Raw genomic sequence first — 24,726 nt, forward strand, 5'->3', positions numbered from 1 at the left:
ATAAAGAGAAGTGGGGGACCAAAAGTAACATTTATTTTTTCTAGTAAGGGGATTATCTTATGGCTTTCGAAGACAAGACACTGGTATGCAAAGATTGTGGCAAGGAGTTCACGTTCACCGCTGGTGAGCAGGAGTTCTACGCTGAGAAAGGTTTCGAGAACGAGCCGGCACGTTGCCGTGACTGCCGTGACAAACGCCGTCGTACGCGTGAGGGCGGTGAGCAGCGTCAGATGTTCAAGGTAACTTGCGCTGAGTGCGGCAAGGAGACGGAAGTTCCGTTCGAGCCGAAAAATGACCGTCCGGTTTACTGCCGTGACTGCTTCAATAAAAAAAGAGTTGAGAGAGACTAATCTCTTGCAGTTTGCTCAGCGTGTGCTATAATAATAAATGTGCGTGAGCAATGGAGCTCAAGCTTTACGCTTGGGCTCCATTTTGTTTCACTGTAAATGACAAAGCTATTTGAGAAGGTAGGGATTTTTATGAAAATGAGAAAAGTATTGGCACTTCTGGCAGTTTGTGCCTTTGCTGTGTTCGCTCTGGCTGGCTGCGGCGGCAGCCAGAATGCTTCTTCGGGCAGCGGCTCGGGGGCTAAGGTGCTCAAGGTCGGTTCGTCCATCGACTTTGCACCGTTCGAGTTCCAGGATGAGGGACAGAAAGAATACCAGGGCTTTGATATGGATCTGATCCGTGCTATCGGCAAGGAGATGGGCTATGAGGTTGAAATCCAGAATCTCGGTTTCGATGGTCTTATCCCGGCCTTGCAGGGCAAGAATATCGATGTCATCATTTCGGGTATGACAATCAATGATGAGCGCAAACAGAATGTGCTGTTCTCGGAGCCGTATTATCAGTCTGGTCTGACGATGGTAGTCCGCAGCGATGAGCAGGGTATCAAGACCTTCCAGGATCTCAAAGGCAAGAAGGTTGCCGTCCAGATGGGCACGACGAGTGCAGCTGAGGTCAGCAAGATCGATGGGGTTGAGGTCAAGACGCTCAACACGCCGGCAGACTGCTTCATGGAGCTCAAGGCTGGCGGTGTCGATGCTGTTGTGAATGACCGTCCGGTCAATGACTACTACATCACGAAGAGCGGTGCTACGGGCGTCAAGGCTCTCGAGGAGAAACTGACGGCTGAGGATTACGGCATCGCTGTCGGCAAGGACAACAAAGAACTGCAGGAAAAGATCAATGCTGCATTCAAGAAAATCAAAGAAAACGGCGAGTATGACAAGATTTTCGCCAAATGGTTTGGTGAGAAAAAATAATCATTGAAACTGCATAAAAAAACACCGGTCAGCTAGGCGACCGGTGTTTTTGTTTACTGGAATTATAGCTTATGATTCAGTGTTGACACCGAATGGACATTGAAATATAATAAACTATAGAATTATTTATGGATGTATAAATATTAAACAAAATGGCAAAGGAAACAGGTGAAGGTTTATGGATTTCAATTTCCAGCTGGTGCAGGATTCGCTGCCGCTCTTGTTGATGGGGGCGGCTATCACCGTCAAGATCACCGCGTTGTCGGTTATCGTCGGTATCATCATCGGTTTGTTCATGGGCATTGCCCGCATCGTGAATATCCGCATTTTCCGCATCATCGCGGCTGTTTATGTCGATTTTTTCCGCGGTACGCCGCTGCTGGTGCAGATTTTCCTGGTATACTTTGCTTTGCCGCTGCTGACGGGGCAGCGCAGCGATCCGTATGTCGCGGCCATCAGTGCTTGTGGGCTGAACTCAGGGGCTTATGTCACCGAGATTTTCCGCTCGGGCATTCAGTCCATCGACAAGGGGCAGATGGAGGCTGGACGTTCGCTGGGTATGACCTGGGCACAGACCATGCGCTACATCATTATCCCGCAGGCGTTCAAGCGCGTTATTCCGCAGCTTGGTAATGAGTTTATCGCTTTGCTCAAGGATTCCTCGCTCGTTTCGGTTATCGGCTTTGAGGAGCTCACGCGCCGCGGCCAGCTGATCATCGCCAAGACGTATGCGTCGGTGGAAATCTGGACTTGCGTTGCGATTATCTATCTGATTATGACGCTTTCCATTTCGCGTTTCGTGGCTTATCTGGAGTGGAGGTTCAAGACTGATGATAAACATTAAGGATTTGTATAAATCGTATGGCAAGGTGGATGTTTTGAAGGGCATCGACCTCGATATCAAGGAAAAAGAAGTTGTCGTCATCATTGGGCCGTCGGGCTCGGGCAAGAGCACGCTGCTGCGCTGCATGAACTATCTGGAAGAGCCGACGAAGGGAACGGTCTGTGTCGACGGTATCGTGCTGGATGGCGAAGCCAATATCAATAAGGTGCGTGAGGAAGTTGGCATGGTGTTCCAGCGGTTCAATCTGTTCCCGCATATGACGGTGCTGCAGAATATCATGTTGGCGCCGATGAAGGTTCGCCATATGGCAGCGGACGAAGCGAAAAGCGAGGCTGTCCGGCTGCTGACGCGCGTGGGGCTGGCAGATAAGGCTGATAACTATCCGACCCAGCTTTCGGGCGGCCAGCAGCAGCGTGTGGCGATTGCCAGGGCGCTGGCGATGAAGCCGAAGGTCATGCTGTTTGACGAACCGACATCAGCACTTGACCCCGAGATGGTCGGCGAGGTACTCGATGTCATGCGCAGCCTGGCGAAGGAGGGCATGACGATGGTCATCGTCACGCATGAGATGGGCTTTGCCCGTGAAGTCGGCGACCGGCTGCTGTTTGTCGATCAGGGCAAGATCCTTGAGCAGGGGACGCCTAAAGCGGTGTTCGAGCATCCACAGCAGGAGCGTACGAAGCTGTTTTTATCCAAAGTACTGTAATCGCGGATTTGCAAGATAAAAATAATTTGTCAGAAAAAAATAGAAATATTGACAGTGGGATTGCCAACAATTATAATTAGGATTGACCACTATTGTTGTGGTGTGGTATTTTTTCACTAGGAGGAATCTCAATGGTTGGCAAAGTAAAATGGTTCAGTGCGGAAAAAGGCTATGGCTTCATTGCTCGTGAGGATGGCGATGATGTATTCGTACATTTTTCGGCAATCAAGGACGAAGGGTTCAAGACTCTGAACGAGGGTCAGGCTGTAGAGTTTGACATCGTCGAGGGTGCACGCGGCCCGCAGGCGTCGAATGTCGTAAAGACGGCGTAAGACAAAGGTAAAATGTCACCCCGGCTCATTTGAGCCGGGTTTTTTGATGGGCAGAATCACTTTCATTGAAATTTCAGATTTTTTCTTTGCCCGAAAAGAAGGGTTTTGCTGCTTGTTGGCGAATACTAAGGGTATAAACCTACCGGGAGGCAGGATTATACGAAAAGAGCCGTGGCATCTGCCATGGTCCATCATAAGAAAGGGGATGTGTCGTATGGCAACATTCACTGTAAGAGGCAAGAACATCGAGATCACTCCTTCCCTGCGTGAGTACGTGGAGAAACGCGTCGGCAAAGTGACGAAGTACTTTGACAATGTCGGCGAGATTTCCGTATTGCTCACGGTATCGAAGGGCCGTCACATCGTTGAGGTCACGGTACCGGTGCAAGGTGGCATCCTGCTTCGCGGCGAGGAAGCCACGATGGACATGTACACGTCGATTGATCTGGTCGTAGAAAAGCTGGAGCGTCAGATCCACAAACAGAAAACGAAACTGGCTCGTCGTTTCCGCGGTGGCGGATTCAAGGCGGAGGCGCTGCAGGCACCGGCTGTTCCCGACAAACAGGATGACTCGGATGAGGAGTACAAGGTCGTCAAGACGAAACGCTTTATCGTCAAACCTATGGATACGCAGGAAGCCATCATGCAGATGAACCTGCTGAATCACAACTTCTTCGTGTTCCGTGATTCGGAGACGGAGGAAGTCAATGTGGTCTATAAGCGCACCGATGGCAACTATGGACTGATCGAGTCAGGCAACTGACCGGTCAAAACAAATAAATAGCGAAAAAAGAGCCTTCCCGGCAGGGAAGGCTTTTATGATGCAGTAAAGCTATAAATATAATAGGAAAAGAGTTGCATGAATTGACTTATCTAAGGCAGTTTGTTAATATTGTAAGGTAAGACTACTTGTAGAAGTTATAATTGTAATAGGAGTGATTTTGTTTGCTGGGATTTCTTAAAAGATTCTTGGGTGACAATAACGATAAAGAGATAGCACGTTATCGCGAGGTCGTCGAGAAAATCAATGCCCTCGAACCGCAGATGCAGAATCTGACGGATGATAAGCTGACGGGCTATACGAATAAGTTCCGTGAGCGTCTCGAAAATGGCGAGACGCTCGATGATATCCTGCCGGAGGCTTTCGCTGTAGTCCGCGAGGGTTCGCGCCGTGTGCTCGGCATGCGTCACTTCGATGTCCAGATGATCGGTGGTATGTGCCTGCATGAGGGACGCATTGCTGAGATGCGTACTGGTGAAGGCAAGACGCTCGTGGCGACGTTGCCGGTTTACCTCAATGCGCTTACGGGCAAGGGCGTTCATGTGATTACGGTCAATGACTACCTGGCCCGCCGTGATAGCGAGGAAATGGGTAAGCTCTATCGTTACCTTGGACTGACGGTCGGCCTGGTTGTCCATGATATGGATTTCCCGGAGCGTAAATACGCTTATGGCTGCGATGTCACGTTTGGTACGAACAACGAGTTCGGTTTTGACTATCTGCGCGATAACATGGTCATCTCGCAGGACCAGATGGTTCAGCGTGAGCTGCATTATGCGATCGTCGATGAGGTGGACTCGATCCTTATCGATGAGGCACGTACGCCGCTGATCATTTCGGGCCCGGGCGCAAAATCGACGGATATGTATGCAGTCATGGCCAAGGCGGTCGCAGGACTCAAGGAAGGTGCTGATTATACGGTCGATGAGAAACAGAAGACCGTAGCTGCAGCCGACAGTACGGTGCCGAAAATCGAGAAGATGCTCGGCATCACGAACCTCTACGCACCGGAGAATATCGAGCTCTCGCATTGCTTTACGGCGGCACTGCGTGCTAAGGCTCTTATGAAGCGCGATCGCGATTATGTCGTGCGTGGCGATGAGGTCATCATCGTCGATGAATTCACGGGCCGCCTGATGGAAGGCCGCCGCTATTCCGATGGCCTGCATCAGGCTATCGAGGCCAAGGAAGGCGTCAAGATCCAGCGCGAGTCACAGACGCTGGCCACGATTACGTTCCAGAACTACTTCCGCATGTACGACAAGCTGGCTGGTATGACTGGTACGGCGAAGACGGAGGAAGATGAGTTCCTCAAGATCTACAATCTGCCGGTCATTGTCGTGCCGACGAATAAGCCGGTACAGCGCGTTGATTATCCGGATCTCATCTACAAGACCAAGAAGGCTAAGTACAGAGCGGTCGGCAAGGTTGTCAAGGAACTGCATGCCAAAGGGCAGCCAGTGCTTATCGGTACGACGTCCATCACGCAGTCGGAGGAACTCAGTGCTGTGCTGCGTAAAAATGGCATCCCGCACAATGTGCTCAATGCGAAGTTCCACGAGAAAGAGGCAGAAATCATCGCCGATGCCGGCCAGAAGGGTGCTGTCACGATTGCGACGAACATGGCTGGCCGTGGTACGGATATCAAGCTCGGCGAAGGTGTGCCAGAGCTTGGCGGTCTGTTCATCGTCGGCACGGAGCGTCATGAGTCCCGCCGCATCGATAATCAGCTGCGCGGCCGTTCGGGCCGTCAGGGCGATCCGGGTGCATCCCGCTTCTTCCTGTCGCTCGAAGATGACCTGCTGCGCTTGTTTGCTTCGGACCGCATTGCTGGCATGATGGACAAGCTGGGTATGGAAGAGGATGAGCCGATCGAGCATAAGCTCATCACGAACTCCATCGAGCATGCGCAGAAGAAGGTCGAGGCACGCAACTTCGATATCCGCAAGCATGTCCTCGAGTATGATGATGTCATGAACCAGCAGCGTGAGGTCATGTACGGCGAGCGCCGCAAGATCCTCATGGGCGACAACCTGCGTGAGAACATCATGGGCATGGTCAAGCACATCATCAAAGACGAGATGAACCAGTATGCCAACGAGCAGCTGTATCCGGAGGAGTGGCAGCTCGACGGCCTCATCGAGGATGCCGAGAAGATCTACGCGCCGGCTGGCCGCCTCAAGAAGGAAGAGCTCGTAGAGCTCAGCCGCGATGAGCTCAAAGAAGAGCTCGAGAAACTCGCTGAGGAAGGCTATCATCAGCGTGAGCTGCTGTTTGGCGAAGAGAACATGCGCGAGCTCGAGAAGGTCGTCATGCTGCGTGTCGTTGACAGCAAGTGGATGGAGCATCTCGACCATATGGACATGCTGCGCGAGGGCATCAACCTGCGTGCCTATGGCCAGCGCAATCCGCTCGTCGAGTACAAGATCGAGGCGCTGGATATGTTCGAGGAAATGGAAGGTGCTATCCAGGATCAGATCGCTTCGCTGATGTACCATGTCAGCATCATCACGCCGGAGCAGCAGGCAGCTGCTGCGCAGCAGGAGGCTGGCGAGGAACCGAGCTCCGCGCAGAAGCAGAAACTCGAGCAGGCTATCAAGGAGCAGCGCTCGCAGCTTTCCGACCATCTGAAAAATGCGCAGGCCTCCCATGGCGATGAAGTCAGCGCAGCAGAGGCGAAGAAGAAACCGGTCACGAATGATGGCAAAAAGGTCGGCCGCAACGACCCATGTCCCTGCGGCAGCGGCAAGAAGTATAAGAATTGCTGCGGCAAGGACGAGTAAGATAGATCATTAGGTTTTACATAAGTAAAGGTGGAACAATGCTAGAAGATTTGAAACCACAGCTGGGCGAGCTGCGTGAAAAGCTCGCGCAGATGGAAACGTCCCTCGAGGTTCCGGCAAAAGAGGAAAAAATCGCCGAGCTCGAATACAAGATGGGCGAGCCGACCTTCTGGGATGATGCCGAGCAGGCACAGAAAATCAACCAGGAGCTCAACGATGTCAAGATCAGCGTCGACAAATACAAGGCACTGCTCAATAAGTTTGAGGATGCAGAAACGCTGTTCGAGATGGGCATGGAAGAAGATGACGCGAGCATGGAAGAGGACGTCAAGGCTGAACTTGACGCCGTCGCCGAGGGACTTGAGGCCCTGCAGCTGGAAGTACTGCTCTCAGGTCCATACGATGCCAACAATGCCATCCTGACGCTGCATGCTGGTGCAGGCGGAACGGAGGCACAGGACTGGACGCAGATGCTTTTGCGCATGTACGGACGCTGGGCGGAGCGTCACGGCTTTACGGTCGAGACGGCTGACCTGCTGCCGGGCGATGAGGCTGGCGTCAAGTCGGCAACGCTCTTTATCAAGGGGCACAATGCCTATGGCTTCCTCAAGTCGGAGAAGGGCGTCCATCGTCTCGTGCGCATTTCGCCGTTCGATGCCAATGCGCGCCGCCATACGTCGTTCTCGGCCTGCGATATCATGCCGGAAATCGACGATGCCGTTGAGGTCGATATCAATATGTCCGATGTCCGCGTTGATACATACCGTGCTTCGGGCGCCGGTGGCCAGCACATCAATAAGACGTCTTCGGCTGTCCGCATGACGCATGAGCCGACGGGTATCGTCGTCCAGTGCCAGAATGAACGCTCGCAGCTGCAGAACCGTGAGCAGTGCCTCAAGATGCTGCGCGCCAAGCTTTTCGAGCTCGAGATGGAGAAGAAAGAGGCTGAGCTTGCCAAGCTCGAAGGCGATCAGCAGAATATCGAGTGGGGCAGCCAGATCCGTTCCTATGTATTCCAGCCGTACACGATGGTCAAGGATCATCGCACGAACCATGAGACGGGCAACGTTCAGGCTGTCATGGATGGCGAGATCGATCCGTTCATCCGTGCCTTCTTGAATGCCAAGGCAAATCACGAATTCTAATCTTAAAGGAGTCAGGAGTACGCGAATGTTCCTGGCTCCTTGTTACTTTGCGAGGTGATTGATTTGCGAAAAGGCTTGACTATTCTGGGCTTGTTATTCATAATATTAATCGTGTCAAGCGCGACGGTGCTGCCATGGCTGGCGCAGTCGACCATCAAGACAAAGCTGGCGCAGAAGGCTGCGACGGATGATGTCGTGGTCACGGTGGCTTCCACGCCTTCAGCACTGCTGGCTATCGGGCGCATCCAGCAGCTCGATGCAGTGCTGCATCAGGCGAAGGTCGGCCAGGTGTTCCTGCGGGAACTCACGCTCAAGGGCCGCAATGTGCAGCTCGACATGCCGGCGCTCTTCAGCGAGCAGGGCATAAAGGTGAAGCAGGCCGATGAGCTCACGCTCACGGGCACAGTCGATGAAGAGAACCTGCGGGAAGTCCTGCAGCGCCGCGTAGACAAGATAGAGAATGTCCAGGTCCGCATCAACCGTGACCGCGTGCTGGTCACGGCCAATGCCAAGATATTCGGCCGCGTGGCTGATATCGAGATGGAAGGGCAGATTACCGAGAACAGCGGGGCCTTGTTCTTCCTGATGACGAGACTGGAAATGAGAAATACCCTTATCGGTACGGCCAAGCTGGGCGATCTTTTCGGCAATATCCAGCTGGCGGCTGCCGATAAACTGCCGCTGGGCATGAAGATCCGTCAGGTCGAGCAGACGGATGGCGCTGTCATCATCACGGCGGCACGGGATAATAAGGAATAAGGTGAATGTGAAGCAATGAAGGTATTCAAGTACAACCGCTGGCTGCTGCTGTTTATTGCCATCGGTCTGGCCGCAGCGCTGGCGATAAGCTTTCAGCGCCATGCTGCCGAGCAGGTGAATCGTCAGGTCGATATGGCTATCGACTATGAGGGGCTTATCGAGCTGGCAGAGCGAGAGGGCAAGCCGGTGGACGAGGTGCTGCAGCAGGCCAAGGAGGCCGGCATCACTTCGCTGGCTGTCTATGATACGACGTTCAAGAAACTCAATGCCAACGGCAAGGCGACGGCCATTGCAGGCAGCCAGCTGCTGGCTGATTACCATAGTGGCCGCCTGGCAGATCCGCTCTGGCAGAAGCTGGCCGCTGAGGGCAAGATCATCGGCACGGAGGTCTATATCGTCGGCCATCATGCCCAGACGTGGAAGGAACTGAAGGAAGATCTGCCGCGCCGTCTCGGTGCAGACCGCGTCAGACTCTTCAAGGTCGGTTCCGAAGAGGTCATGGCCGTAAAGGCGCATTATGAGTCCTTCGTCAAGATGGATATCGGCATGCCGACGGATGAGATGCAGGCTGTAAACGATGCGGGCTTCTATGTGCTGGCCCGCCCGAGCAATTTCACGGCCTGCACGCCGGAGGATGTCAAGGCGGTATTTGGCCGCATGGATGGCTTCCGCATCTCGGAGGTCGTGTTCTCGGGCAGCCAGGTGCTGGGCGCGACGAAGGCGCTGCAGACGACCATCGATGAGATGAAGGAACGCGGCCTGACGCTGGGCCTCATCGAGGCGACGACGCAGCTGCAGTTCTATCATCAGGATGGCATGAACGAGGTGGCCAAGGGCGTCGGCTATGACCATGTGGCGCGCCTCTACTCGGTGCCGAAGGATGAGCAGCCGAAGCTCAAGATCGACACGGCTGTCGAGCGCTGGTCGAATACGGATGAGGAGCGCAATATCCGCATCGACTTGCTGCGCATCTACGACAAGCCGTCGCCGAACATGAGCCTGTTGGAGACGAATCTGAAATATTTCCAGGATACGCATGATAAACTCGTGGCGCATGGCTATACGATCGGCCCGGCGGGCACGTTCCCGGAGCTCCTGCCGTCCAAGGGGTTGCGTGCACTCGTTATGATGGGCGTAGCGGCGGCTGTCGTGCTCTATCTTTCGCTGGTGATTCCGGCGCTCAACGCGCGTCCTAAAACGCAGTATCTTTTGTTTGTATTGTTTGCTTTGGCTGCTGCGGTACCGGTGCTTATGGGCAATGGCTCGAAAATCCGCATCCTGGCAGCACTGGCCAGCGCAAATGTCTTCCCAGCGCTGGCGGTCATCTTCCAGCTTGACCGCGTGCGCGCGTTCAAGGAGAAGGCCAAAATCGCCCTGCCGCGCCTTATCGTGACGGCAGCTCTGGCGCTGTTCGTCACTGGCGCACTTGCTTATATCGGTGCGGCTTATCTTTCGGGTTCGCTCGCCGATACCGAGTATTTGCTCGAATTCCAGATTTTCCGCGGCATCAAGCTGACGTTTGTATTGCCGATCCTCTTGGTGGGCGCCGCCTTCCTGCAGCGTTTTGACATCTTCGATGGCAAGATGGATGACACCGAAGGTGTCGTCAACCAGCTCAAGAAGATCCTCGATATGCCGGTTCGGGTAAAGACCCTGTTCCTGATGGGGCTCGTGCTCATTGCCGGTATTGTCTTCGTGGCCCGCAGCGGCCACACGTCGGGCATGCCGGTTTCGCAGTCGGAGCTCAAGTTCCGCGCGTTCCTTGAGCAGGCCTTCTATGCCAGACCGCGTACCAAGGAGCTCATGATTGGCCATCCGGCTTTCATGCTCGCCGCAATGGCGTTCTGGCGCAAGTGGCCGACGATGGTATTTTTCGCCTTGGTGCTCGTGGCCACGATTGGCCAGGGGTCGATGGTGGAGACGTTTGCGCATATGCGCACGCCGGTCTATATGTCGTTCATGCGTGGCATCGGCGGCATTGTGCTGGGCGCAGGGATTGGCGCCGCAGCCATGGTTCTTGTGGAGCTCTGGCAGGTCATTATTTCGAAAGCAAAGGGGAGTAAGGCAGATTCATGAGCAGGATCGTCGTATCGGGATATTACGGCTCGAAAAATGCCGGCGATGAAGCGATGCTGGCAGCAATGCTGGAGGTCCTTGGAGATCTCGACCCAAAACTTCATATCACGGTGATTTCTGCTGACCCTGAAGATACGCGCAAGCGTCATGGCGTCGATGCGGTTTCCTGGCTCGGACTGCCGGCCATCATCCGCGAGCTTCGCCAGGCGGATCTCTTGATAAGCGGCGGCGGCAGCCTGCTGCAGAATGTCACGAGCCGCCGCAGTCTTTACTACTATTTGGCCATCATCCTGCTGGCTCGCCTGCTGGGCACGAAGGTCATGCTCTATGCCCAGGGCATCGGCCCGATACTTGGCCGAGTGGCTGAGCGGGCGATGTGCTGGCTGGGCAACCGCGTGGATCTTATCACGGTGCGTGATGAGGGTTCGCTGAAGGAGCTTGATCGCCTGGGCATTCGCCGGCCGGAAATTCAATGTACGGCCGATCCGGTGCTGGCTATCCATCCGGTGGACCGTGCGGCTGGCCGTGCCATCTTCAAGGCCTATCAGGCCGATGGCGCTAAGCCAGTCGTCGGCATTTCGGTGCGCGAGTGGCAGGGCTGGACCCATTACAAAGAGGTGCTCGCCGAAGTCTCCGACCGCGTGGTCCGAGAGCTCGGTGCCCGCGTCGTGTTCCTGCCGATGCAGTTCCCCGACGATGTGCGGGCGGCGCGGGATATTGCCGCACGTACCCAGGAGCCCTGCACGGTGCTCAAAGATGAGTACACCACCAGCGAGTTCCTATCGCTCGTCGGCAACATGGATCTGATGCTCGGCATCCGCCTGCATGCGCTGATCTTTGCCGGTGTCATGGGCGTGCCGATGCTCGGCATTTCCTATGACCCGAAGATTGACCGCTTCCTGCAGTCCATCGGCGAGGAGCCGGTCGGCAATCTGCGGGATGTCACGGCTGATGAGCTCATGGCGGAGATCCGCCGCAAGTGGAACGATAAGCAGACGTTCCGCCAGCAGAATGCAGAGCTTTTGGCGGCACTGCGCGATCAGGCCGCCAGCAATGCGGAGCTCGCTCTGAATCTGGCCCATAAGTGAATAGATACAGGCCTTCCCTGTTCGGGGAAGGCTTATATTTTTACCATGGATATGGTACAATAAAAGATAGTTTTGCAATTTGAATGCGGAGGATGAGTATCCTATGATACATATGAGCAACGTTTCCAAGATATATGAAAATGGTGCTGTGGCCCTCGACGGTGTCGATGTCGATATCGAGAAGGGCGAATTTGTCTTTATCGTCGGTGCCAGCGGCGCCGGCAAGTCGACCTTCATCAAGATGCTGTTCCGTGAGGAGCTGCCGACGAGCGGTGTCCTTACGGTCAACGGTCACGATGTCGTCAATATGAGCCACAAAGAGGTGCCGTACCTGCGCCGCGGCCTTGGCGTTATCTTCCAGGATTACCGCCTGCTGCCCGACAAGACGGTGTTCGAGAATGTGGCCTTTGCGATGCAGGTCATCGAGGCGCCGCGCCGCTTGATGCAGCGCAGTGTCAATGCGGTGCTCGACGTCGTCGGCCTCAGGGACAAGTATAATTGTTTCCCGGCCCAGCTCTCAGGCGGCGAGCAGCAGCGCGTGGCGATCGCGCGCGCCATCGTCAACGATCCGGCCATCGTCATCGCCGATGAGCCGACGGGCAACCTTGACCCCGATACGAGCTGGGATATCATGGATATCTTCAAGCGCATCAACAAGGCAGGCACGACAATCGTCATGGCGACCCATGACCGCACGATCGTCGATACGATGAAGCGGCGCGTCATCGCCATCGAGGATGGCCATATCGTGCGCGATGAATTAAGAGGAGGCTACGGTTATGAAGCTTAGGACCAGTGAATATTTCATCACGGAGGTATTCCACTCGCTCCGGCGCAATAACTGGATGTCGTTTGCCTCGGTGGGTACGGTAGCCGTCTCGCTGTTCGTGCTCGGCGTCTTCTTGACGCTGGTGCTCAATATGAACCGGCTGGCTTCCTCGCTGGAGTCGGAGGTGCAGATCAGCGTTTATCTGGAGGACAGCATAAAGACTTCGGCGCGCAAGGATCTGCAGAAGGACATCGAGAAGATGCAGGGCATCGAGAGCGTCAAGTATGTGAGCCGCGAGGAGGCCAAGGAACGCCTGACCGAGCGCCTGGGCGACCAGAAATACCTGCTCGACGCGCTGGGGGACCAGAACCCTCTGCCGGAGTCCTTTGAGCTCACGGTAGCTCAGCCGGACATGGTCGAGACGGCGGCCAAGGCCATCGAGAAGATGGACGGCGTCGAGGCGGCCAAGTACGGCCAGGATGTCGTCAAGCACCTCTTTGACATCACGCGGCTGATCCGCGTATTCGGCCTGGCGCTGATGGTGCTGCTGGCAGCGGCGACGCTGTTCATCATCTCGAATACGATCCGCCTGACGGTGTTTGCGCGGCGCAAAGAGGTTGCCATCATGAAGTATGTCGGTGCGACGGACTGGTTCATCCGCTGGCCTTTCGTGCTCGAAGGTGTGGTCATGGGCTTTGTCGGCGGCGCGCTGGCGGCGATTGCCCTGCGCAGCTTCTACGCAGCGATGGCAGCCAAGATCTACAATACGCTGGCTTTTTTCCCGCTGATGCCCCAGTACCCGTTCATGAACTACGTCACGGTGGCTATCATCCTCTCGGGCATGGCCATCGGTGCTTTGGGCTCGGCAATCTCGCTCAAGCGGTTCCTGAAGGTTTGAGGAAGGAAGCAGAGGCATGAAAAGACAAGCAGAACAGGCTGTGGCGATCGCGCTGGCGGCTGGTTTCCTCACGACCCTCGGGGCGGAGACCGTGCAGGCATCCCGTGAGGATGACAAGGCGAGCTACGAACGCCAGGCGGAGGAGAAGCGTAAGGAAAGCGAGGCCCTGCAGCAGAAAATCGAGTCGCTGTCCGAGGAAAAGCGGCTGGTGGACGAAGAGGCAGAGGTGGCGATTTCCGCCCATAAGGAGCTCAAGGCAGCCCTTGACGAAACCATCGCGCGCATGGATGAGAATGAAGCCCGGCTCAAGGTGGTCCGCAAGGACTATGAGGAGAAGAGCGCACATCTCGGCAAGCGGGTGCGCGATATCTATATCAATGGACAGGTATCGTATCTTGATGTGCTGTTCGGCGCGAAGGACTTCGCGGATTTCATGACGCGCATGGATCTCTTGAAGAAGGTCATCCGCCAGGACTATGATCTCGTGCAGAGCGTACTGTCCGAGAAGAATGAGATCGAGACGACGCAAGCGAGCCTTGCCAAGGACAAGGAAGCGCGGGCCGAGCAGGAGCTCAAGGCGCGCCAGGCTCGCGAGGTCATGGAGGAGAAGGTGCGCCGCCGCAAGGAAATCATCGATAAGATGAAGAATGACAAGGCCACCGTTGACCGTCAGTATGATGAGCTCATGGCCGCATCGAAGCAGATCGCGGCGATGCTGCAGCGCAGCAGCATGGCGAATATGCCGGCGGCTGGCAATGGCTCGATGATCTGGCCGGTAGGCGGCACGATCACGTCGGATTTCGGCTGGCGCGTGCATCCGATCACGGGGACCCAGAAGTACCACAGCGGTATCGACATCGGTGCGGACTATGGTGATGCCATCTGCGCCGCACAGGCTGGTACCGTTGAATATGCCGGCTGGATCTCTGGCTATGGCAATACGGTCATCATCAACCACGGTGGCGGCATCACGACGCTTTATGGACACAATCAATCGCTGGCCGTTTCGGTGGGCCAGTCGGTCAGCCAGGGCGATATTATCGCGTATTGCGGCTCGACAGGCAACAGCACCGGGCCGCATTGCCACTTTGAGGTACGCAGTGGCGGTGAGCCGGTCAGCCCGTATAGTTACTTATAACGGAGAAAGACATGCAGTATGTGAGCAAAAAAAAGATAATACTTGGCCTTGCAGCCACGGCCCTGGTGTCGAGCCTGCTGACCTTGATGGGGCTGGCGGCTGCGTTGGGGCTCAATGGGGAGAAGGCACTCGATATCGTGCGTTTCCTTGGCGTCAAGCGCATGATCGAGGCGCGCTATGTGCGCGATGTCAACCCGCATGATCTGATGAATGGGGCCATTGATGGCATGGTAAAATCCTTGGGCGACCCGCATTCCATCTACCTGAAGGAAGATATGTACAAGACTCTCAAGGAGCATACAGCCGGTACGTTCGGCGGCATCGGTGTGACGATGGGGTTCAAGGACAACAAGGTCACCATCGTGTCGGTGCTTGAGGGCACGCCAGGTGAGGCGGCAGGCCTCAAAGCCAACGATGAGATCGTGGCTGTCGACGGCACGCCGGTCACTGAGTACCAGCCCGAAGAAGTCTCGATGCATATCCGTGGCGATGTCGGTACGGATGTGACATTGACCATCCGCCGCGCGGGAACTGAGGACAGAGACTACACGATAAAGCGCGATACGATAAAGCTGCGCACGGCCAAGGGCAAGCTGCTGGATGGCACCCAGATGGGCTACATCCGCATCGCGTCATTTGGTGAGAGCACCGGCGAGGAGTTCAAGGAAGAGTTCGAAAAACTCGGCCAGGAAGGCATGAAGGGGCTCATCATCGATCTGCGCCAGAACCCTGGCGGACTCGTCAAGAGCTGTGTGGAGGTCGCTGACCTGCTGGTGCCGAAGGGGCCTATCGTTTCCGTCGTCCAGCGCGACGGCTCGAAGGAGGAGCATGATTCCTCGCTGGAGGCGCCCAAGTATCCCGTGGTGGTACTCATTGACGGCAACAGCGCGAGCGCGTCAGAGATCCTGGCAGGTGCCCTGCAGGATACCGGTGCAGGCACGCTCGTGGGCACGAAGTCATATGGCAAGGGCTCGGTGCAGGTCGTTGTGCCGCTGTTCGAGGACGATGGCTTGAAGCTCACGATTGCCAGGTACTACACGCCGAATGGGCGCTGCATCGATGGCGTCGGCATCGAACCGGACGTCGAGGTGGACTTTCAGGAGGGGGACACCACCGATGTGCAGCTCGCCAAGGCGAAAGAAGTCTTGCTGCAGAAAATGCAATAAGAAGGGCTGGGGATAACAGCCTTAATGATATATGAAGACCCGTTGGCTGAACAGGAAGCCAACGGGTCTTTTGTTAATTGCGATTTGTCTGTCAGTACGAGATTGCAATAAGCTTGATACAGCTCAGCTGGGGTGAGGGTGGGTGCACTTTTTCTCTGCTCCGCTAAATGACCCGCGCTGGCAGGTTGTATGTACCTAGGTACATGCGCCGGGCAGGCCGGCGGCGCGCCAATACATCTTGGCGTTCTAGTTTATATCTACCGCGTGCCATCCCTCACTGCGCTCGGGCAATCGCTTCGTCTACGAAGAAAGTGTACCCACCCTCGCCCTCCGTTATGTTGGGATAATCCTGCTCTGTTCCGGCGATAGGCCACGAATTACATCGATGTGCTTGTTACGGGAGCAGGTAACTAAGTCCGTAGAGCTGGTCGTACGGTCCATTCAGCGGAAACAGAAAAAGTACTACCCCGTGAACCCCGAGCTGCGTACTATCGGGATTCCGTTCCGCACGCACTGACAGACAAACAGCAATTGTTGTATTGTGGTTTATTTGTGTTCTTTAATGCACTGCAGGAACGCAGCTCCATATTTTTCGAGCTTGAGCTCGCCGATGCCTTTGACGTTGAGCATCTCGTCGAGGGTGTCAGGCTGGACCAGGCACATATCCCGCAGCGTGGCGTCGGAGAAGACGACATAGGGCGGAATATGATCGCGGGCGGCGATTTCTTTGCGCAGGGCGCGCAGGTAGTCGAAAAGCTCTGGGGCAGCGGGTTCTTTTTCCTGTTCGGGCTTGGGCATAGCCTGATAGACTTTTTCCTGCCCTTTGAGTACGGCGTAGGCACGGGGCTCGAGCGTCAGTACCGGATACTGGCTTTCGGTCATTGCTAAATAGTCGGTGGCGACAAAGCGCTGGATCAGCAGCTTGATGTCGGCAAGACTGCGTTCCTTCATCAGGCCGTAGGTTGATAGCTCGTTGAAATGGAGTTCGCGGACACGTTTATCGTTTGAGCCTTTGAGCACCTGGGCGACAAGCGTCAGGCCAAAGCGCTCGCGCATGCGATAGACACAGGAAAAGACTTTCTGCGCATCAAGCGTGATGTCGACGCGTTCAAGTCCTGCCTTGCAGTTGCCACAGTTCGCGCAGGTTTCGGGAGCCGAGCTGTCCCCGAAGTAATGGATGATGAAGTGGCGCAGGCATTCTGGTGTATGGCAGTAGTCGACCATCTTCTGCAGGCGCCCGAGGTTATGGGCTTTGCGCTGCTCGTCATCGATGGAGACATCGATGAGGTATTTCTGCGTCATGGTATCCTGCGGCGAGTAGAGCAGGATGCAGGTGCCTGGTTCGCCATCGCGGCCGGCGCGTCCTGCTTCCTGATAGTAGGCTTCGATGTTCTTGGGCATGTTGTAATGGATGACGTAGCGCACGTTGCTCTTGTCGATGCCCATGCCGAAGGCGTTGGTAGCCACGATGACCTGGATGTTATCGTAGAGGAAGTCGTCCTGGGCCTTCGTGCGCTGCTTTTCGGTCATGCCTGCATGGTAGCGGCCGACTGCGAGCTTCTTCTTGGCCAGCAGCTCGTAGACCTTGTCGACTTCCTTGCGCGTCGCGGCATAGATGATGCCGGTCTCGTCGGGATGGTTGCGGACGTAGCTGGTGATGAATTTCTTCTTGTCCTCGCCGCGGCGCACTTCGAAATAAAGATTCGGGCGGTCAAATCCGGTGACATGCACCTGCGGCGTGCGCAGGCTAAGCAGGCTGATGATGTCGTCCTTAACCTCGGGGGTGGCCGTCGCCGTGAATGCTGCGACGAGGGGACGGCGCGGCAGCCCGGCGATGAAGGGCGCAATCTGGCGGTAGCTGGGGCGGAAGTCGTGCCCCCACTGGGAGAGGCAGTGTGCCTCATCGACGGCGACCATCGAGATGGGCTGGTGCTCGATGATGTACTGGAAATAGCTCGTGTCGAGCCGCTCGGGAGCGACGTAGACGAGCTTGAACCTGCCAGCTGCAATGGCGTTCAGACGCAGGTCGGATTCGGCGAGCGAGAGCGTGCTGTTGATATAGGTGGCAGGGATGCCCTGCTCGGCGAGAGCGTCGACCTGATCCTTCATCAGGGAGATCAGTGGTGAGATGACGAGCGTGATGCCGGGAAATACCATGGCTGGTATCTGGAAGCAGATGCTCTTGCCGGCGCCGGTCGGCATGATGGCGACGGTGTCCTGGCCGGCAAGCAGGCTCTCGATCACGGGGGTCTGGGCCGGGCGGAAGCTGCGATAGCCGTAGAAACGGCGCAGCAGGCCGAGGGCTTGTTCAAAGTATGGATTGTCCATGGCTGGCTCCTTATTTTTAATGAATTTCTCAGAGAAAATTTATGTTCTTACAACAACCCTATTTTATCATAATCTAACCAATAAACCCATGTAGTTGTGGGGAATTATGTTAAAATAGAAAACAGGATTCGAATTTCAGGATGAAGTAGTTTTTCGGGGAGGAAAAATTGTGAAGATAAGTCGTCAGATAAAAAAACGGCAGCAGAAAATAGCATTGGCGCTGGCCAGTGTCATGCTGGGCCTGATGCCAGCAGCCTTGGCGGCTGATTTGTCGCTGCAGGAGGCCGTGAACATGGCCCTCACGCAGAACACGAGCCTGAAGGTCACGCAAAAAGGTGAGGATACGGCTGATGCGGCGCTCAAGAAAGCCAGAGGCAGCAATGGCGTGTCGGTATCGGCTTCGGATACCCTTAGTACGAGCAAGAGCAGTGACAGTGACCGCCAGGCGAGAAATGGAGCCGGTGTGTCAGCTTCGCTGCCGCTCTATACAGGTGGCCAGAATCAGGCCAATATCAAAAAGGCAGAGCTTGCTGCCGATTCGGCACGGCTGCTAACCGATCGCAGCCGCGAAAATCTGAAACTCAGTGTCATCAAGGCGTATTATGATGCCTTGGAGGCCAAGAAGACGGTGGCTGTGCGGCAGGAAACCGTGGATAAATACCAGGAGCACTACACGAATGTCAGCCAGCTTTACTCGGCGGGGGCTAAGGCTCGTATCGATGTCATCCGCTCGTCGGTCGAGCTTAGCAATGCGCGGCAGAATCTCATCAAAGCGCAGAACAGCTATGAGGTAGATCTGGCAACATTGCGTAACTATCTCAATATAAACCGTACGGAGCCGCTGAATCTCACGACGGATTTCAGCTACGATGCTTTCGGGATTGCGCTCGATGACTGCATTGCCTATGCTTATACCAATCGTAAGGACCTGCGTGTCGATCAGTATAAGGTCGAGCAGCAGGAGCAGGCCGTAAAGGCTGCTAAGGCTGGTTATCTGCCATCGGTATCACTGTCGCTGGGGCTGGATAATACGAATGTGTTCCAACCGTCGAGCTCGTCAAGCCAGGGGGCATCGGCCAGTGTCGGCCTCAAGTGGAGCATCTTCGATGGTGGCGTCACCGATGCAGCCGTCAAAACGGCGCAGACGGAATACGAGGTGGCTAAGCTCAATCTGCTCAAGGACAAGGAAGATGTCGACCTGGCTGTGCGGCAGGCCTATTACAATATGCGGGAGGCTGAGAAACGGCTCAATTCGACGCAGGATGCGGTGCATCAGGCTGAGGAAGATGCCTACATTGCCCGCGAGAAATATCGTGCCGGCGAGGGCCTGATGCTCGATATCATCGATGCGCAGGAGGCGCTTTCGACGGCGCAGCTCAACTATATCAGTGCGCAGTATGATTATGCCCGCGACAAGGCATCGGTGGAAAATGCCATGGGCATCAGCCTGAGTCCTGCGGAAAAAGAGGCTGCGGCAAAACTCTCAACCGACGTTGCCGCGACGCTGGCAAGCTCTCCCATCGAGCAGGCCGGAGTGGCAGCAGGGGCAGATACGCAGCCGGCAGCAACACCGGCGGCTGTAGCGGATGAATTGGCAGGAAATGAGGAGACGAAATGAACATCAATTGGAAAGTAAAGGCCGGTATCGCGGCAGTGCTCGTAGCGGCCTGTGCGTTTGGCGGCTGGAAATATTATCAGGGCCAGCAGCAGGCCAAGCAGGCAGCGGCCGTGGAGACGACGGAAGTCATACGCATGGATATGAAATCGACGGTCTCAGCGACGGGAACCATCCGTCCTGTGCACTCGGTCGAGGTCAGCTCGAAGGTCACGGCGCGCATCAAGAATGTGCTCGTCAAGGAGAACGATACAGTCACGGCGGGGCAGACCATTGCGACGCTCGATGGCAAGGACTATGAAGCCAAGCGTGACCAGGCACAGATAAAAGTCACGAATACCAAGGCCAAATATGAGCGCACCAGTTATCTCTATAGCATTGGCGCCAAGACCCAGGCTGATCTGGAGGATGCGCAGATGAATTATGAGACAGCGGTATCAGCACTGTCGGAAGCGCAGTCGGATATGAACGAGATGACGATCACGGCGCCGATGTCGGGAGTGGTCGTCGGCGAGCCGAAGACGCCGGGCACGATGGCCGTGCAGGGGACGAACAGCCCAACGGTCATCATGCGCATTGCCGATCTTTCCAGCAAGCAGATCCAGGCCAAAGTCGATGAGACGGATATTGGCAGTGTCAAGGTTGGCCAGACGGCGACCTTCACAGTGGACAGCTTCACGGGCCGGACCTTTACGGCACGCGTTACGAACATCTCGCAGACGGATACGGGCAATAGCTGGGACACGTCTTCTTCCTCAAGTAGTTCGTCGAGCACTTCGTCCTCCAGCGTCATTTACTACTATGTGACATTGGATGTCGATGATCCCGGCAATGAACTGCTGCCGGCAATGACGGCGCGCGTAGAAATCAATACGGCTGAGAAGGCAGGGGCGCTGGCGGTACCCATCTCGACACTCAAGACCGATGCGAATGGTTCCTATGTCATTGTCAAGAATCCCGATGGCACGCAGGAGAACCGCTATGTCGAAACGGGCATTTACAGCGATGAGTATGTGGAAATCCTTGCAGGGCTGTCCGAGGGGGAGCAGGTCGTGAGCACCTATACCGCTAAAGCAGCAACAATGACAACGAGCAGTAAGAAAAGCAGAGGCGGCCCGCCGCCAATGTAATGAGAGGGAAAGCAGGAAATCCGATGGAAAAAAAGGAAAATCGTTATCCGACCATACAGCTTTCCGGTATCCGGAAAATCTATCATATCGGCGGCGAGGAACTCGCCGCGCTTGATGGTATCACGACCAATATCTATCAAGGGGAGTTTGCCGCATTGATGGGGCCGTCAGGCTCGGGCAAGTCGACACTCATGAATATCCTGGGCTGCCTTGACCGGCCGTCGGAAGGGTCCTATAAGCTCGATGGCGAGGAGGTAGCTGGCCTTAGCGATGATAAGCTGGCTATCACACGGAATCGGAAAATCGGCTTTGTGTTCCAGAACTTCAATCTGCTATCGCGCATCTCGGCACTCGAGAATGTGGCTCTGCCGCTTGTCTATGCGGGCGTAGGACGCAGGGAACGGCTGGAGCGCGCGATGCATTATCTGGAAGCCGTCGGTCTTGGCGACCGTGCGGACCATCAGCCCAATGAGCTTTCGGGCGGCCAGCGGCAGCGCGTGGCAATTGCTCGCGCACTGGTAAATGATCCGCATATCATCATGGCTGACGAGCCAACAGGCAACCTTGATACGAAGTCGACGAAGGAAATCATGGAAATCTTTGAGACTATGCATGAGAAAGGGCGCACGATAATCCTCGTCACGCATGAGCCGGAGATTGCTGCTTGCGCAAGCCGCCAGCTGCTCGTGCGCGACGGCAAGATTACGCGCGATGAAGGGAAGGGAGTGGTTATGGATGTTGTTTAGTGAAAGCTTCCAGATGGCGCTGACCTCTCTCTATGCGAACAAGATGCGCAGCCTGCTGACGATGCTCGGTATCATCATCGGTGTTGCGGCCGTCATCGCGCTGGTATCGGTCGGCATGGGCGTGCGCAGCAATGTCACGAATTCCATTGCGAGCCTCGGCTCCAACATGTTGATCGTCTCGCCGGGGTCATCGAACCGCGGCGGTGTACGCGGCGCGGCTGGCTCGATGCAGACGCTCAAATACGATGATGCGGAGGCTATCAAGAACAAGATCAAGAATATCGAATACGTCTCTCCGTCGGTGTCGGGGTCATATCTGATTGTCTATGGCAATAACAACTGGAAAACCTCGGTGCAGGGTGTGACACCGGAGTTCATGTCCATCCGTTCGCTGTCAGTCAGCAATGGTTCGTTCATTTCGGCCAATGATATGAATAAGCGTTCGCGCGTAGCGGTTATCGGCACAACGGTGGCAGCAAATCTGTTTGCCAAGGATAATCCGGTCGGCAAGAATATCCGTATCAACAACCAGCCGTACAAAGTCATCGGCCTGCTCGAATCCAAGGGCCAGTCATCGATGGGACAGGATCAGGATGATATGGTCTATGTGCCGATAACGACAGCGCAGGAGCGTATGCTTGGCATCACCTATGTCCAGTCCATCAATATCCAGGTCGCTGACCCCAACAAGATGGATCAGGTCCAGTCCGAGGTAGAGACCCTGTTGCGGATGCGCCATCATATCCTCGGCGGCAAGGAGGATGACTTCAACGTCCGCAATCTCACGAGCCTGATGGAGACGATGAGCCAGTCAACAGCGATGCTGACGATGCTTTTGGGTGCGATTGCCGGCATTTCGCTGCTGGTTGGCGGTATCGGCATCATGAATATCATGATGGTGTCGGTCACGGAGCGCACGCGCGAGATCGGCATCCGCAAGGCCTTGGGCGCGACGTTCATGAACATAATGACGCAGTTCTTGATCGAGTCGATGGTTATTGGTATCATCGGCGGCATCATCGGCATCATCGTCGGCTGCGCCGTGTCGCAGCTCATTGCCAAGATCGGCGCATTCACGACGGTCATCACGATGCTGCCGATTGTCGTTTCGTTCGTCTTTTCCGTGGGCATCGGACTGTTCTTTGGCATTTATCCGGCCCGCAAAGCTGCGAAACTCGACCCGATTGAAGCACTACGGTATGAGTAAATTGCAGTTTGTAAATTACCGTGTTTTTATTCGAGGAAAGCCGCGCCGCCGGGCAGGGGAGTACCAACGCTTCACTTAGATGCTTTGCTAAAAATATTTTTTGCCTTTAACTAAGCATTGAAAAAGTTCCCAAACGCGCTACGCTTGAACGGTGTGAATTTTTCAACGGAATGTGTAGGCAAAAAATATTTTCTTCACGCAAACCATCAATGTTACGCTTATGGTATTCCCCTGCCCGGCGGCTTCGTTTCAGCAATAGCCCGAATGAATCTTCAACCTGCTAATACGTTAGTACGTATCATTCTGTGCCTAGGACAGTCGCTCCAGACAGAAAGAAGCACTACCCCGTTCGCCCCTATCATCCGTATGAGCAGGTTTGTACGAACCGTTTCTCTCGTAACAAGCATATCGCTGTAATTCGTAGCCTAATGCCGGAACAAAGCAGGCTTATCCAAACGTAGCAGAGGGCGGGGGCGGGGACACTTTCTTCGCAGCGGGAGCGATTTGCCCGAACGCAGTGAGGGATGGCCCGCAGCACGTACTTCCTAGAACGATTCGATGTATTGGCGTGCCGCTGGCCTGCCCGGCACATGTATCTAAGTACGTACTAAAGCAGCCGCGCGGGTCATTTAGCGGGAGCGGAGAAAAAGTGCACCCGCCCCCACCCAAGCTGAGCTGTACCGAGTTTGTTTTAACCACGTACGGACAGATAAACTGCAATTTAGCAAACAACGCCCCCATGAGTTGGAGAAAATCCTTTAACTCATGGGGGCGTTGCTTTTCATATATTTATCCGTTATTTGGGATTGTATTCGGTAATTGTAAGCTCTGGATGTTCGTTGAGGTTTATGATCTCATCGGGCGAGATGCTTACTACCGGGTGAGCGGCGAAGTCGTTCGGGTAAGCCGCAATGGTTCCTTTTTCGCCGTTGTTGAGCGTGACGCGCGAACCGAGGAAGGCATCTTTGATATGCGTGAGCACAGGGACGCAGACCGTCGGGTCGAGCGAAGTGAACATGTTCTCGGTCAGGTAGGCAATGGCCGTAAATGGCGTCTGCTTGACATAGCCTTCGCGCTCGGTGGTGATATTGTCATAAATATCAGCAATTGCGATGATGCGCGCGTATTCGTGGATATCGGCACCCATGCAATTGAACGGGAATCCCGTGCCGTCCATGCGCTCGTGATGCTGCATGGCAGCGAGTTTTACCCCTTCGGAAAGCGACGGCTCTGTGTTCAGGATATGATGACCATCGACGGTATGCTGGATATAGGCTTCATAATCTTCGCCTTTCAAGGTGTTGATGTTCTTGTCGAGCAAGCGCTGCGGGAACTTTGTCTTGCCGATGTCGTGCAGGAAGCCGGCAAGCATGATATCTTTGCGTTTTTCGCGGTCGAAGTGCATCCATTTGGCGATGACGCCGGCGAGAATGGAAACGCGCAGCGAGTGGTTGTATATATCGCTGGCCAGATGGTTGAGCTCATACAGATAGTCGATGGCACCACTGTTGGCAGCCATCGGTGCAATGCGCGTCTGCACCATGTCTTCGGTTTTCTGCACCGGAATCGTACCGGTGTTGTTTACGTTGCTGAAGATGGAGCGCGCTTCCTGGACTACGCTGTCATAGTCTTTGATGAAGGCGTTGCCACGGTTGAAAATCGTGGATACGGCCTGATAGTTTTGACTGAGTTCGTATTCGTCCTTAATATAGACGACAGGAATATTCAGGAAAGTCAGGCGCGTGATATGGGCCTTGGTCAGCAATGTATTTTCAGACAAGACCACAACCATGTCGGGATTGACGATGGTGCGGGCTAAGATCATGCCAGTTTTTAAATCCTCTACGGAAACGGCTCGCAAAGTAATCTCCTCCTTGTAGTTCGGAAATACGAATCTAATATATATAATTCGCACTGTTGGGGAAAATACCTGCAAAAAAAGGAAATAAA

General features: G+C 55.0%; 21 protein-coding genes. 19 read left to right on the forward strand and 2 right to left on the reverse strand.

Annotation, left to right across the window (positions count from 1 at the left end; all coding sequences use genetic code 11):
• Nucleotides 1–59: 59 nt before the first annotated feature.
• The 15 genes from FZ041_RS09815 (at nt 60) to FZ041_RS09885 (ending at nt 15,750) form a co-directional block, all read left to right on the forward strand.
• Entirely contained in the window at nt 60–350 is a 291-nt protein-coding gene (locus FZ041_RS09815) for a zinc-ribbon domain containing protein (RefSeq protein WP_075442385.1), read from the forward strand.
• A gap of 129 nt (nt 351–479) precedes the next feature.
• Nucleotides 480–1,265, forward strand: a complete 786-nt coding sequence (locus tag FZ041_RS09820; protein ID WP_075442386.1) for a basic amino acid ABC transporter substrate-binding protein — start codon at nt 480–482, stop codon at nt 1,263–1,265.
• Between the two features lie 178 nt (nt 1,266–1,443).
• Nucleotides 1,444–2,109, forward strand: coding sequence for an amino acid ABC transporter permease (locus FZ041_RS09825; protein WP_149189425.1), 666 nt, complete (start codon nt 1,444–1,446; stop codon nt 2,107–2,109).
• The gene (locus FZ041_RS09830) at nt 2,096–2,815 is read left to right on the forward strand and encodes an amino acid ABC transporter ATP-binding protein (protein WP_075442388.1); all 720 of its coding nucleotides are present in this window, start codon (nt 2,096–2,098) and stop codon (nt 2,813–2,815) included. The genes FZ041_RS09825 and FZ041_RS09830 overlap by 14 nt, the downstream gene beginning before the upstream one ends.
• Nucleotides 2,816–2,946: 131 nt before the next feature.
• Nucleotides 2,947–3,147 (forward strand): cold shock domain-containing protein, encoded by a 201-nt coding sequence (locus tag FZ041_RS09835; RefSeq protein ID WP_075428998.1) that lies wholly within the window; start codon nt 2,947–2,949, stop codon nt 3,145–3,147.
• A 214-nt stretch (nt 3,148–3,361) separates the two neighbouring features.
• The gene (hpf, locus tag FZ041_RS09840) at nt 3,362–3,910 is read left to right on the forward strand and encodes a ribosome hibernation-promoting factor, HPF/YfiA family (protein WP_149189426.1); all 549 of its coding nucleotides are present in this window, start codon (nt 3,362–3,364) and stop codon (nt 3,908–3,910) included.
• A gap of 182 nt (nt 3,911–4,092) precedes the next feature.
• Nucleotides 4,093–6,711, forward strand: a complete 2,619-nt coding sequence (secA, locus tag FZ041_RS09845) for a preprotein translocase subunit SecA (RefSeq protein WP_149189427.1) — start codon at nt 4,093–4,095, stop codon at nt 6,709–6,711.
• Nucleotides 6,712–6,749: 38 nt separating this feature from the next.
• On the forward strand, nt 6,750–7,856 hold the full coding sequence (gene prfB / locus FZ041_RS09850) for a peptide chain release factor 2 (RefSeq protein WP_075442391.1): 1,107 nt from the start codon (nt 6,750–6,752) through the stop codon (nt 7,854–7,856).
• A 63-nt stretch (nt 7,857–7,919) separates the two neighbouring features.
• A complete protein-coding gene (locus FZ041_RS09855) occupies nt 7,920–8,615 on the forward strand; it encodes an LmeA family phospholipid-binding protein (protein WP_187626361.1) in 696 nt (231 codons plus the stop codon).
• A 15-nt stretch (nt 8,616–8,630) separates the two neighbouring features.
• Nucleotides 8,631–10,691, forward strand: a complete 2,061-nt coding sequence (locus tag FZ041_RS09860; RefSeq protein ID WP_149189429.1) for a DUF5693 family protein — start codon at nt 8,631–8,633, stop codon at nt 10,689–10,691.
• A complete protein-coding gene (csaB, locus tag FZ041_RS09865) occupies nt 10,688–11,779 on the forward strand; it encodes a polysaccharide pyruvyl transferase CsaB (protein WP_149189430.1) in 1,092 nt (363 codons plus the stop codon). The genes FZ041_RS09860 and csaB overlap by 4 nt, the downstream gene beginning before the upstream one ends.
• Before the next feature lie 103 nt (nt 11,780–11,882).
• Nucleotides 11,883–12,569 carry a cell division ATP-binding protein FtsE gene (ftsE, locus tag FZ041_RS09870; protein WP_149189431.1) on the forward strand — a complete coding sequence of 229 codons (687 nt, stop codon included), beginning with the start codon at nt 11,883–11,885 and terminating at the stop codon, nt 12,567–12,569.
• Nucleotides 12,559–13,446: a permease-like cell division protein FtsX gene (gene ftsX / locus FZ041_RS09875; protein ID WP_149189432.1), complete on the forward strand. Its 888-nt coding sequence runs from the start codon at nt 12,559–12,561 to the stop codon at nt 13,444–13,446. The genes ftsE and ftsX overlap by 11 nt, the downstream gene beginning before the upstream one ends.
• A 16-nt stretch (nt 13,447–13,462) precedes the next feature.
• Nucleotides 13,463–14,584, forward strand: coding sequence for a murein hydrolase activator EnvC family protein (locus FZ041_RS09880; RefSeq protein WP_149189433.1), 1,122 nt, complete (start codon nt 13,463–13,465; stop codon nt 14,582–14,584).
• 20 nt (nt 14,585–14,604) lie between these two features.
• Nucleotides 14,605–15,750: a S41 family peptidase gene (locus FZ041_RS09885; protein WP_187626362.1), complete on the forward strand. Its 1,146-nt coding sequence runs from the start codon at nt 14,605–14,607 to the stop codon at nt 15,748–15,750.
• Nucleotides 15,751–16,296: 546 nt separating this feature from the next.
• Here the strand turns inward: FZ041_RS09885 and recQ are convergent.
• Complete coding sequence (gene recQ / locus FZ041_RS09890; protein ID WP_149189435.1) at nt 16,297–18,078, reverse strand: DNA helicase RecQ; 1,782 nt, start codon at nt 18,076–18,078, stop codon at nt 16,297–16,299.
• Between the two features lie 169 nt (nt 18,079–18,247).
• On the opposite strand from recQ, the gene FZ041_RS09895 reads away from it, so the two are divergent.
• Genes FZ041_RS09895 through FZ041_RS09910 form a run of 4 tightly spaced genes read left to right on the forward strand, consistent with a single transcriptional unit; the run spans nt 18,248 to nt 22,776 of the window.
• Complete coding sequence (locus FZ041_RS09895) at nt 18,248–19,696, forward strand: TolC family protein (protein WP_255449338.1); 1,449 nt, start codon at nt 18,248–18,250, stop codon at nt 19,694–19,696.
• Nucleotides 19,693–20,823: an efflux RND transporter periplasmic adaptor subunit gene (locus FZ041_RS09900; protein ID WP_149189436.1), complete on the forward strand. Its 1,131-nt coding sequence runs from the start codon at nt 19,693–19,695 to the stop codon at nt 20,821–20,823. The genes FZ041_RS09895 and FZ041_RS09900 overlap by 4 nt, the downstream gene beginning before the upstream one ends.
• A gap of 23 nt (nt 20,824–20,846) precedes the next feature.
• Entirely contained in the window at nt 20,847–21,569 is a 723-nt protein-coding gene (locus FZ041_RS09905) for an ABC transporter ATP-binding protein (protein WP_075442401.1), read from the forward strand.
• Entirely contained in the window at nt 21,559–22,776 is a 1,218-nt protein-coding gene (locus FZ041_RS09910; RefSeq protein WP_149189437.1) for an ABC transporter permease, read from the forward strand. Before FZ041_RS09905 ends, FZ041_RS09910 begins: the two co-directional genes overlap by 11 nt.
• 796 nt (nt 22,777–23,572) lie before the next feature.
• Here the strand turns inward: FZ041_RS09910 and FZ041_RS09915 are convergent.
• The gene (locus FZ041_RS09915) at nt 23,573–24,637 is read right to left on the reverse strand and encodes an HD-GYP domain-containing protein (protein WP_255449340.1); all 1,065 of its coding nucleotides are present in this window, start codon (nt 24,635–24,637) and stop codon (nt 23,573–23,575) included.
• Nucleotides 24,638–24,726 lie beyond the last annotated feature (89 nt).

The organism is Pseudoselenomonas caprae (genome assembly GCF_008271345.1).
In the GTDB taxonomy this organism is placed as follows: domain Bacteria; phylum Bacillota; class Negativicutes; order Selenomonadales; family Selenomonadaceae; genus Selenomonas_A; species Selenomonas_A caprae.

Excerpts from the sequence above, each read along its gene's own strand:
- FZ041_RS09815 (WP_075442385.1), top strand. The coding sequence starts at position 60 with ATGGCTTTCGAAGACAAGACACTGGTATGCAAAGATTGTGGCAAGGAG.
- FZ041_RS09820 (WP_075442386.1), top strand. The coding sequence starts at position 480 with ATGAAAATGAGAAAAGTATTGGCACTTCTGGCAGTTTGTGCCTTTGCT.
- FZ041_RS09825 (WP_149189425.1), top strand. The coding sequence starts at position 1,444 with ATGGATTTCAATTTCCAGCTGGTGCAGGATTCGCTGCCGCTCTTGTTG.
- FZ041_RS09830 (WP_075442388.1), top strand. The coding sequence starts at position 2,096 with ATGATAAACATTAAGGATTTGTATAAATCGTATGGCAAGGTGGATGTT.
- FZ041_RS09835 (WP_075428998.1), top strand. The coding sequence starts at position 2,947 with ATGGTTGGCAAAGTAAAATGGTTCAGTGCGGAAAAAGGCTATGGCTTC.
- hpf (WP_149189426.1), top strand. The coding sequence starts at position 3,362 with ATGGCAACATTCACTGTAAGAGGCAAGAACATCGAGATCACTCCTTCC.
- prfB (WP_075442391.1), top strand. The coding sequence starts at position 6,750 with ATGCTAGAAGATTTGAAACCACAGCTGGGCGAGCTGCGTGAAAAGCTC.
- FZ041_RS09860 (WP_149189429.1), top strand. The coding sequence starts at position 8,631 with ATGAAGGTATTCAAGTACAACCGCTGGCTGCTGCTGTTTATTGCCATC.
- csaB (WP_149189430.1), top strand. The coding sequence starts at position 10,688 with ATGAGCAGGATCGTCGTATCGGGATATTACGGCTCGAAAAATGCCGGC.
- ftsE (WP_149189431.1), top strand. The coding sequence starts at position 11,883 with ATGATACATATGAGCAACGTTTCCAAGATATATGAAAATGGTGCTGTG.
- ftsX (WP_149189432.1), top strand. The coding sequence starts at position 12,559 with ATGAAGCTTAGGACCAGTGAATATTTCATCACGGAGGTATTCCACTCG.
- FZ041_RS09880 (WP_149189433.1), top strand. The coding sequence starts at position 13,463 with ATGAAAAGACAAGCAGAACAGGCTGTGGCGATCGCGCTGGCGGCTGGT.
- recQ (WP_149189435.1), bottom strand. The coding sequence starts at position 18,078 with ATGGACAATCCATACTTTGAACAAGCCCTCGGCCTGCTGCGCCGTTTC.
- FZ041_RS09900 (WP_149189436.1), top strand. The coding sequence starts at position 19,693 with ATGAACATCAATTGGAAAGTAAAGGCCGGTATCGCGGCAGTGCTCGTA.
- FZ041_RS09905 (WP_075442401.1), top strand. The coding sequence starts at position 20,847 with ATGGAAAAAAAGGAAAATCGTTATCCGACCATACAGCTTTCCGGTATC.
- FZ041_RS09910 (WP_149189437.1), top strand. The coding sequence starts at position 21,559 with ATGTTGTTTAGTGAAAGCTTCCAGATGGCGCTGACCTCTCTCTATGCG.